8 protein-coding genes are annotated in these 8,414 nt (G+C 68.4%); 5 read left to right on the plus strand and 3 right to left on the minus strand.

What is annotated here, in order from left to right:
• The first annotated feature begins 74 nt into the window (after nucleotides 1–74).
• The 4 genes from ACM0PB_RS19670 (at nucleotide 75) to ACM0PB_RS19685 (ending at nucleotide 5,917) form a co-directional block, all read left to right on the plus strand.
• On the plus strand, nucleotides 75–1,553 hold the full coding sequence (locus ACM0PB_RS19670; protein ID WP_065179143.1) for a leucyl aminopeptidase: 1,479 nt from the start codon (nucleotides 75–77) through the stop codon (nucleotides 1,551–1,553).
• A gap of 82 nt (nucleotides 1,554–1,635) precedes the next feature.
• Complete coding sequence (locus ACM0PB_RS19675; protein WP_005415211.1) at nucleotides 1,636–2,061, plus strand: DNA polymerase III subunit chi; 426 nt, start codon at nucleotides 1,636–1,638, stop codon at nucleotides 2,059–2,061.
• A 72-nt stretch (nucleotides 2,062–2,133) separates the two neighbouring features.
• A complete protein-coding gene (locus ACM0PB_RS19680) occupies nucleotides 2,134–4,962 on the plus strand; it encodes a valine--tRNA ligase (protein WP_164230470.1) in 2,829 nt (942 codons plus the stop codon).
• 133 nt (nucleotides 4,963–5,095) lie between these two features.
• A complete protein-coding gene (locus tag ACM0PB_RS19685; protein ID WP_005415209.1) occupies nucleotides 5,096–5,917 on the plus strand; it encodes an EamA family transporter in 822 nt (273 codons plus the stop codon).
• Nucleotides 5,918–6,059: 142 nt separating this feature from the next.
• Here ACM0PB_RS19685 and rimI read toward each other — a convergent pair whose 3' ends face one another.
• The 3 genes from rimI to pssA are packed head-to-tail and all read right to left on the minus strand — an operon-like array spanning nucleotide 6,060 to nucleotide 7,836.
• The gene (rimI, locus tag ACM0PB_RS19690) at nucleotides 6,060–6,557 is read right to left on the minus strand and encodes a ribosomal protein S18-alanine N-acetyltransferase (protein WP_005415208.1); all 498 of its coding nucleotides are present in this window, start codon (nucleotides 6,555–6,557) and stop codon (nucleotides 6,060–6,062) included.
• The gene (locus tag ACM0PB_RS19695) at nucleotides 6,554–7,063 is read right to left on the minus strand and encodes a hypothetical protein (protein WP_005415207.1); all 510 of its coding nucleotides are present in this window, start codon (nucleotides 7,061–7,063) and stop codon (nucleotides 6,554–6,556) included. The genes rimI and ACM0PB_RS19695 overlap by 4 nt, the downstream gene beginning before the upstream one ends.
• A complete protein-coding gene (pssA, locus tag ACM0PB_RS19700) occupies nucleotides 7,060–7,836 on the minus strand; it encodes a CDP-diacylglycerol--serine O-phosphatidyltransferase (RefSeq protein WP_005415206.1) in 777 nt (258 codons plus the stop codon). The genes ACM0PB_RS19695 and pssA overlap by 4 nt, the downstream gene beginning before the upstream one ends.
• Before the next feature lie 80 nt (nucleotides 7,837–7,916).
• On the opposite strand from pssA, the gene ACM0PB_RS19705 reads away from it, so the two are divergent.
• Nucleotides 7,917–8,294 carry a DUF4124 domain-containing protein gene (locus ACM0PB_RS19705; protein ID WP_065196267.1) on the plus strand — a complete coding sequence of 126 codons (378 nt, stop codon included), beginning with the start codon at nucleotides 7,917–7,919 and terminating at the stop codon, nucleotides 8,292–8,294.
• The last annotated feature ends 120 nt before the right edge of the window (nucleotides 8,295–8,414 follow it).

The following is an 8,414-nucleotide window of genomic DNA, read 5'->3' on the forward strand; positions in this document are numbered from 1 at the left end:
CGCGGTGCCGCCCAGTCTACTGTCTGGGCGTAAACGGCCTGCGATTGTACGGACTCGCCAATGGAATCTGCTCAATGGCCCTCGAATTCACCCTGAACCACGTTGCTCCGGCCGCTGCCACCGTTGATTGCCTGGTGGTCGGCGCGTATGCCGACCATACCCTGACCCCGGCCGCGCAGGCCCTGGATGCCGCCAGCGGTGGCCGCCTGGCGGCGCTGGCCGAGCGTGGCGACCTGTCCGGCAAGACCGGCGCAACCACCCTGCTGCACGACCTGCCGGGCGTGACCGCCCCGCGCGTGCTGGTGGTCGGCCTCGGTGAAGCCGCCCGTTTCGGCGTGCCGCAGTACCTGAAGGCCGTGGGCGACGCCGTGCGCGCGCTGAAGGCCGGTGCTGCCCGCAGCGCACTGTTCACCCTGTCCGAAGTGGCGGTGAAGGACCGCGACGCGGCCTGGGCGATCCGTCAGGCGGTGATCGCCGCCGATCACGCCGCCTACCGCTATACCGCCACCCTGGGCAAGAAGAAGGCCGACGACGCCGGTCTGACCCAGCTGGCCATCGCCGGTGACGACGCGCAGGCGCTGGCTCAGGGCCAGGCCATTGCCGCCGGCGTCGAGTTCGCCCGTGAGCTGGGCAACTTGCCGCCGAACTACTGCACCCCGGCCTATCTGGCCGACGTGGGCGTGAAGTTCGCCGGCGAGCACGAGGGTGCCGAAGCCGAGATCCTCGACGAGCACCAGATGGAAGCGCTGGGCATGGGCTCACTGCTGGCCGTGGCCCGTGGCTCGGCCAACCGCCCGCGCCTGGTCGTGCTGAAGTGGACCGGTGCAGGCGACGCCAAGCCCTATGTGCTGGTCGGCAAGGGCATCACCTTCGATACCGGTGGCGTCAACCTGAAGACCCAGGGCGGCATCGAGGAAATGAAGTACGACATGTGCGGTGGCGCCAACGTCATCGGCACCTTCGTCGCTGCGGTCAAGGCCAAGCTGCCGCTGAACCTCGTCGTGGTGGTCCCGGCGGTGGAGAACGCCATCGATGGCAATGCCTACCGTCCGTCCGACGTGATCACCTCGATGTCGGGCAAGACCATCGAAGTCGGCAACACCGACGCCGAAGGCCGCCTGATCCTGTGCGACGCGCTGACCTACGCACAGCGCTTCGAGCCGGCCGCGCTGGTCGACGTCGCCACCCTGACCGGTGCCTGCATGGTCGCCCTCGGCCACCAGACCGCCGGCCTGATGAGCAAGCACGACGACCTGGCCAATGAACTGCTGGCCGCCGGCGAGCATGTGTTCGACCGCGCCTGGCGCCTGCCGCTGTGGGACGAGTACCAGCCGATGCTGGATTCGACCTTCGCCGACGTCTACAACATCGGCGGCCGCTGGGCCGGCGCGATCACCGCGGGCTGCTTCCTGTCGCGCTTCACCGAAGGCCAGCGCTGGGCCCATCTGGACATCGCCGGCGTGGCCAGCGATGAAGGCAAGCGTGGCATGGCCACCGGCCGCCCGGTCGGCCTGCTGAGCCAGTGGCTGCTGGACCAGGCCGCCCGCGCCTGATGCCGTACCCGCCCCTGGCCGGCAGACGCCGGCCGGGGCCTCGCCCGGCACTGCCGGGCCCCTGCCTGACCCGGACCCTGCCATGCCCCGCGCCGACTTCTACCTGATCGCCAAGCCCCGCTTCCTGACCGAGCCGCTTCGCCTGGTCTGTGAGCTGGCGCGCAAGGCCAACGACGCCGGGTTGTTCACCCTGGTGCTGGCCCGTGACCAGGCCCAGGCCGAGGAGCTGGACGAGCTGCTGTGGGCCTTCGACAACGACGCCTACATCCCGCACCAGATCGCCGGCGAAGACATGGACGAGGAAGAGGCCCTGGTACTGATCGCGGTACCCGGCACCGAGGCACCGGCGCGTCCGCTGGTGATCAACCTGCGCGACGAGCCCTGGCTGGGCCAGTGCGAGCGCGTGCTGGAAGTGGTGCCGGCCGATCCGGAAGCGCGCGAACCGCTGCGCGAGCGCTGGCGCCAGTACAAGGCCGCCGGTTACGACCTGAACAAGCATGACATGTGAGCGCGCCCCGGCCCCCTTGATGGGCCGCCGCCGCGCCCTGATCCTTCAACGATTACCTCCTGGTTCCCCCGCATGACCCAACTCGCCTCCAGCTACGACCCGAAGTCCTTCGAGACCGACCTCTACGAGGCCTGGGAGAAGGCCGGCCACTTCAAGCCGTCCGGCACGGGCGAGCCGTACACCATCCTGCTGCCGCCGCCGAACGTGACCGGCACCCTGCACATGGGCCACGCCTTCCAGCAGACCCTGATGGACGCGCTGGTGCGCTACCACCGCATGCGCGGCTACGACACGCTGTGGCAGGTCGGTACCGACCACGCCGGCATCGCCACCGAAATGGTGGTCAGCCGCAACCTGGCGCTGGAAGGCAAGGGCGAGACCCGCGATTCGCTGGGCCGCGAGGGCTTCATCGGCAAGGTCTGGGAGTGGAAGCAGCAGTCCGGCGACACCATCGAACGCCAGATGCGTCGCCTTGGCACCTCCGCCGACTGGTCGCGCAGCACCTTCACCATGGACCCGCAGCCGTCGGCGGCAGTCAATGAAGCCTTCGTGCGCTGGTACGAGCAGGGCCTGATCTACCGCGGCCAGCGCCTGGTGAACTGGGACCCGGTGCTGAAGACCGCCATTTCCGACCTGGAAGTGGAGAGCGCCGAGGAAGACGGCTTCCTGTGGTCGATCGCCTACACGCTGGACGAAGGCCTGAGCTACGAGCACGTCGAGCGCGATGCCGACGGCGTGGAAACGCTGCGCGAAACCCGCGACTACCTGGTCGTCGCCACCACCCGCCCGGAAACGCTGCTGGGCGATACCGCGGTGATGGTGCATCCGGAGGACGAGCGCTATGCGCACCTGATCGGCAAGAGCGTGGTGCTGCCGCTGACTGGCCGCCGCGTGCCGGTGATCGCCGACGACTACGTGGACCGCGCGTTCGGCACCGGCGTGGTCAAGGTCACCCCGGCGCATGATTTCAACGACTACGAAGTGGGCGTGCGCCACAGCCTGCCGATGATCAACCTGTTCACCCCGGTGGCGGCGCTGAACGAAAACGCGCCGGAACGCTTCCAGGGCCTGGACCGCTATGAAGCGCGCAAGGCCGTGCTGGCCGAACTGGAAGACCTGGGCATCCTGGTCGAGACCAAGGCGCACAAGCTGCAGGTGCCGCGCGGCGACCGTACCGGCCAGGTGATCGAGCCGTACCTGACCGACCAGTGGTTCGTGAAGATGGACGACCTGGCCAAGCGTGGCCTGGAACTGGTCGAGGACGGAAGCATTTCCTTCGTGCCGCCGAACTGGATCAACACCTACCGCCACTGGATGAACAACATCCAGGACTGGTGCATCAGCCGCCAGCTGTGGTGGGGCCACCGTATCCCGGCGTGGTTCGATGCCGCCACCGGCAACTGCTACGTCGGTCGCAGCGAAGAGGACGTGCGCGCGAAGCACAACCTGGGCAGCGACGTGGTGCTGAACCAGGAAAGCGACGTGCTGGAGACCTGGTTCTCCTCGCAGCTGTGGCCGTTCTCCACCCTGGGCTGGCCGAATGAGCAGGCCATGGCCGAGCGCGGCTTCGACCGCTACCTGCCATCGTCGGTGCTGATCACCGGCTTCGACATCATCTTCTTCTGGGTGGCGCGCATGATCATGGCCACCGACAACCTGGTCGGGAAGATCCCGTTCAAGGACGTCTACTTCACCGGCCTGATCCGCGACGGCCAGGGCCAGAAGATGTCCAAGAGCAAGGGCAACGTGCTCGACCCGCTGGACATCATTGACGGCATCACCATCGACGACCTGGTCGCCAAGCGCACCGGCGGCCTGATGCAGCCGAAGATGGTCGAGAAGATCGAGAAGGCCACCCGCAAGGAATTCCCGGACGGCATCGCCGCCCACGGTGCCGATGCGTTGCGCTTCACCATCGCCGCGCTGGCCACCCATGGCCGCGACATCAAGTTCGACATGAACCGCGCCGAGGGCTACAAGAACTTCTGCAACAAGCTGTGGAACGCCAGCCGCTTCGCCCTGATGAACACCGAAGGCGCTGCGTTCACCGGCGTGCCCAAGCCGCGCACCGATGCCGAGCGCTGGATCCTCGCGCGCCTGGCCGCCACCACCGCCGAAGCTCAGGGCCATTTCGCCGCGTATCGCTTCGACCTGCTGGCGCAGTGCCTGTACGAGTTCGCCTGGAACGCGTTCTGCGACTGGTTCCTGGAGCTGAGCAAGCCGGCCTTGAACGGTGCCGACGCGGCTGATGCCGAAAGCACCCGCCACACCCTGCTGTACGTGCTGGAAGCGCTGCTGCGCCTGCTGCACCCGCTCACGCCGTTCATCACCGAACAGCTGTGGCAGCAGCTGGCCCCGCGCCTGGGCCTGGCCGAAACCACGCTGTCGCTGCGCCCGTACCCGACCGCCGCCGAATTCGCCGGTGATTTCGCCCAGGCCGAGGCCGACGTGGAATGGCTGAAGGCGGTGATCAGCGCGGTGCGTCGCGTGCGCAGCGAACTGAACGTCGCACCGTCCAAGCAGGTGCCGCTGCGCCTGCAGGCCGGCCTGGCGCAGGACCGCGTGCGCATCGAACGCTTCAGCACCTCGCTGTCGTTCCTGCTGAAGCTGGACAGCATCCAGTGGCTGGCCGAAGGCGAAAGCGCACCGCCGGCGGCCGCCGCGATCGTGGGCGAGCTGAAGCTGCTGGTGCCGCTGGAAGGCCTGGTCGATCTCGATGCCGAGCGCGTGCGCCTGGACAAGGAAATCGCTCGCGTCGAAGCCGAAAAGGAGAAGAGCGAGACCAAGCTGGCCAAGTTCACCGACAAGGTGCCGCCGGCCGTGGTCGAGCAGGAACGCGTGCGCCTGGCCGACTGGAACACCCAGCTGGCCGGCCTGCGCGAACAGCGCGCGAAGCTGTAACGCCGCGCTCTGGTGCGTGCCAACCAAGGTTGGCGCCTACCACGCCGGGAGAGGTTGGCACCCACCCAAGCGGAATCGGAAACGCCGGGCGATGCCCGGCGTTTCCATTTCCGCCGCATGGCATCATCGCCGGATGCCTCTTTCGATCTTCCTGCTGGTTCTCGCCGCTGCGGCACTGCATGCCAGCTGGAATGCGATCGTCAAGCGCGGGCCGGACAAGTTCCTCGGCACCGTGCTGGTCACCGGCAGCGCCGCGCTGCTGTCGGCCGCCGCCCTGCCCTTCCTGCCTTTTCCCGCCGCGCACAGCTGGCCCTGGCTGGGCGCATCGGTGCTGTTGCAGGTGACCTATTACGGGCTGGTCGCACGCTGTTACCAGCAGGTCGACATGAGCCTGGCCTACCCGCTGATGCGTGGCAGCGCGCCGATCCTGGTCGCACTGGCGGGCACCCTGCTCGGTGAACCATTGCCCGCTGCAGCGTGGCTGGGTGTGGTGCTGGTGAGCACCGGCATCCTGTGCATGGCAGTGGGTGCGCGTGGCGGCCAACTGCGCCTGCCGCTGCTGACCGCAGCGATGATCGCCACCTACACGCTGGTCGATGCGCAGGGTGCACGGCAGTCCGGCAGCGCGCTCAGCTACACGCTGTGGTTGTTCCTGCTGTCGGGCATTCCGCTGCCGCTGTGGGCGTTGTACACGCGCGGCGGCGCGGTACTGGACTATGCGCGGCAGCATTGGCCGCTGGGACTGGCCGGTGGCGTCGGCACCACCGCCTCCTATGCGATGGCGTTGTGGGCCATGACCCAGGCGCCGGTGGCGATGATCTCGGCGCTGCGCGAATCCTCGATCCTGTTCGCGCTGCTGATCTCGGTGTTCCTGCTGCGCGAACGGATACCACGCGCGCGCTGGCTGGCAGCGTCGCTCATCGTCGGTGGCGTGCTGGCGTTGCGCCTGGCGTGAGCAGAGCGTGCCAACCAAGGTTGGCACCTACCGGATATGCCATTGCACGCCTTGGTAGTAGCCGACCTTGGTCGGCGCATTGCTGCCAACCAAGGTTGGCGGCAACCGGTAGTGCCGGCCGCTGGCCGGCAACCCGTCTGCGTTAAAGCGGCGGCATCACCTGCAGGTCGCCGTCGACCAGCTCGATCGCCATCACCACCGCGTCCTCGCGGCCCTGTGCGGCCGGATAGTAACGCGGGCGGCGACCGATCTCGTTGAAGCCTTCGCTGTGGTACAGCGCCAGCGCCGGCGTGTTGGACGGACGCACCTCCAGGAAGACGCGCTGGGCACCACGGTCGGCGGCCAGTTGCACCATCGCGCGCAGCAGCTGGCGGCCCAGCCCGCGCGACTGTGCCAGCGGGTCGATGCAGATGTTGAGCACGTGCGCTTCATCCGCGGCGATGCTGAGCACGCCATAGCCGACCAGCAGGCCATCGCGCTCCATCGCCAGGCCGGGATAGCCGGCGCGCAGGCAGTCGATGAAAATGCCGCGGGTCCAGGGAAAAGGATAGCCCCGCAGCTCGATCGCCATCACGGCATTGAGGTCGCTCTCGCGCAGCGCACGCAGGCTGACCGGGCCGGGCCGGGTCACCGCGCTCACCGCGCACCCCGCTTGCGCAGGGCACGCAGCTGCGGCCACAGCGCACGCTTGGCGGCCGGGTCACGGCGCAGCTGGTCCAGCGGCCAGCTGTCCATCAGCACCTGCGTCGCCGGGTCGTTCGGGTTGCAGCCGGACGCGCGCAGCAGCGCGATCTGCAGGCGATCGGGCAGGCGTACCACCGGCTGTCGTGCGTTGCCGCTGGGCAGCGGGCGCTCAGCCGCCGGCACGGTATCCGGGGCACTGACCGGCGTTTCGCGGCGCGGCGGAGCCGGGCGTTCCGCGCGTACTGCGGTCGCCGTCGCGGCGCGGGCGTCGCGCGGCGGCACAGCGGCCCGCACCGGCTCCGGTTCCGGCGGGGCAACACTGGCCTCGGCTTCGGCCACGCTCAACTGCAATGCGGCATCCAGCTCGGCGGCCAGCTGGCCGTCGTGATAGACGGTATAGCCCATGGCCTGCAGCCAGGCCTGCTGGGCCGGCGACCACAGCACGGGCAGGTCCTGGCTCACGCGGCCTCGGGCTTCTTGCGCAGGCGCTGCACGGCCCACATCACCGGGCCGGACAGGGCGTACAGGATCCCGACCGCGAACAGCACGCGCGGCAGGTCGATCACCGCGATGGCAATGGCGACCGGCACCAGCGCCAGCACCAGGAACGGCACGCGATCCGAACGGGTGCCCTTGGCCGCGCCGCCCTTGAAGCTCCAGAAACGGATACGGCTGACCATCAGCAGCGCAGCGATGATCGTCACTGCCAGCGCCACGTAGCGCAGCTGGTTGCCATCCCAGCCCAGGTTGCCGTCGGCGAACGCCCAGACGAAGGACATCATCAGGCCCGCTGCGGCCGGGCTGGCCAGGCCAACGAACCAGCGCTTGTCGACCACCGCCACCTGCGTGTTGAAGCGGGCCAGGCGCAGTGCCGCGCAGGCCGCATACAGGAAGGCCACGGCCCAGCCGACGCGGCCGAGCAGCGGATCATCGAACTTCAGCCACGACAGCGACCAGTGGTACATCACCAGCGCCGGGGCCATGCCGAAGCTGACCAGGTCGGCCAGCGAGTCGTACTGCACGCCGAATTCGCTGCTGGTACCGGTCAGGCGCGCCACGCGCCCGTCCAGGCCATCCATCACCGCCGCCACGAACACGGCGATGCTGGCATTGACGAAATCCCCGTTGGCCGCGGCGATGATCGCGTAGAAACCGGCGAACAGGCCGGCGGTGGTGAACAGGTTGGGCAGCAGGTAAATCGTGCGCGAGCGCGGCGGCGGTGTGATCGGGTCCATGGAATCCAGTTTAATCGACTTGCCAGTGCTCGGCGCCAATGCTGCAATCGGCGTTCTACGCCCATTCCGTGGAGTTTGCCATGCGTGCCCTGTCCTGCCTTGGATGCCTGCTGCTGTTGGCCAGTGCCAACGCCGTGGCCGGTCCCGTCTACAAATGGAAGGACGCCCATGGCGTGACCCAGTACTCGGAGACCCCACCGGCGGGCAAGAAGTACGAGACCCGCGAGCAGGCCCGCACCCCGCAGGCCGCGGCCAGCACCGAGACCCCGGCCGCGCCGGTTCCCGAGCAGTGCAGCACGGCCCGGGCCAACCTGGCCCTGCTGGACGGCGGTGGCCAGGTGATGCAGGACACCGATGGTGATGGCAAGGCCGATACCCCGTTGACCCCGGAGCAGCACACCGCGCAGAAGGGGCTGGCGCAGGCCGCCATCAAGGCGTACTGCCCACCGGCCGGTTAAGGGTATCGGCAGGGCTGCGCCCTGCACCTGCCGAGGCTGCAAGCAACGGCAACGTCAAAAGCGGGCATTCCGTGGAATGGCGGGGCGGTGTCGGATTGCGGGGACGCCGCAATCCGACAC

It is taken from the genome of Stenotrophomonas sp. AR029, from assembly GCF_047520695.2.
GTDB classification, from domain to species: Bacteria; Pseudomonadota; Gammaproteobacteria; order Xanthomonadales; family Xanthomonadaceae; genus Stenotrophomonas; species Stenotrophomonas sepilia.

Excerpts from the sequence above, each read along its gene's own strand:
- ACM0PB_RS19670 (WP_065179143.1), top strand. The coding sequence starts at position 75 with ATGGCCCTCGAATTCACCCTGAACCACGTTGCTCCGGCCGCTGCCACC.
- ACM0PB_RS19675 (WP_005415211.1), top strand. The coding sequence starts at position 1,636 with ATGCCCCGCGCCGACTTCTACCTGATCGCCAAGCCCCGCTTCCTGACC.
- ACM0PB_RS19680 (WP_164230470.1), top strand. The coding sequence starts at position 2,134 with ATGACCCAACTCGCCTCCAGCTACGACCCGAAGTCCTTCGAGACCGAC.
- ACM0PB_RS19685 (WP_005415209.1), top strand. The coding sequence starts at position 5,096 with ATGCCTCTTTCGATCTTCCTGCTGGTTCTCGCCGCTGCGGCACTGCAT.
- pssA (WP_005415206.1), bottom strand. The coding sequence starts at position 7,836 with ATGGACCCGATCACACCGCCGCCGCGCTCGCGCACGATTTACCTGCTG.
- ACM0PB_RS19705 (WP_065196267.1), top strand. The coding sequence starts at position 7,917 with ATGCGTGCCCTGTCCTGCCTTGGATGCCTGCTGCTGTTGGCCAGTGCC.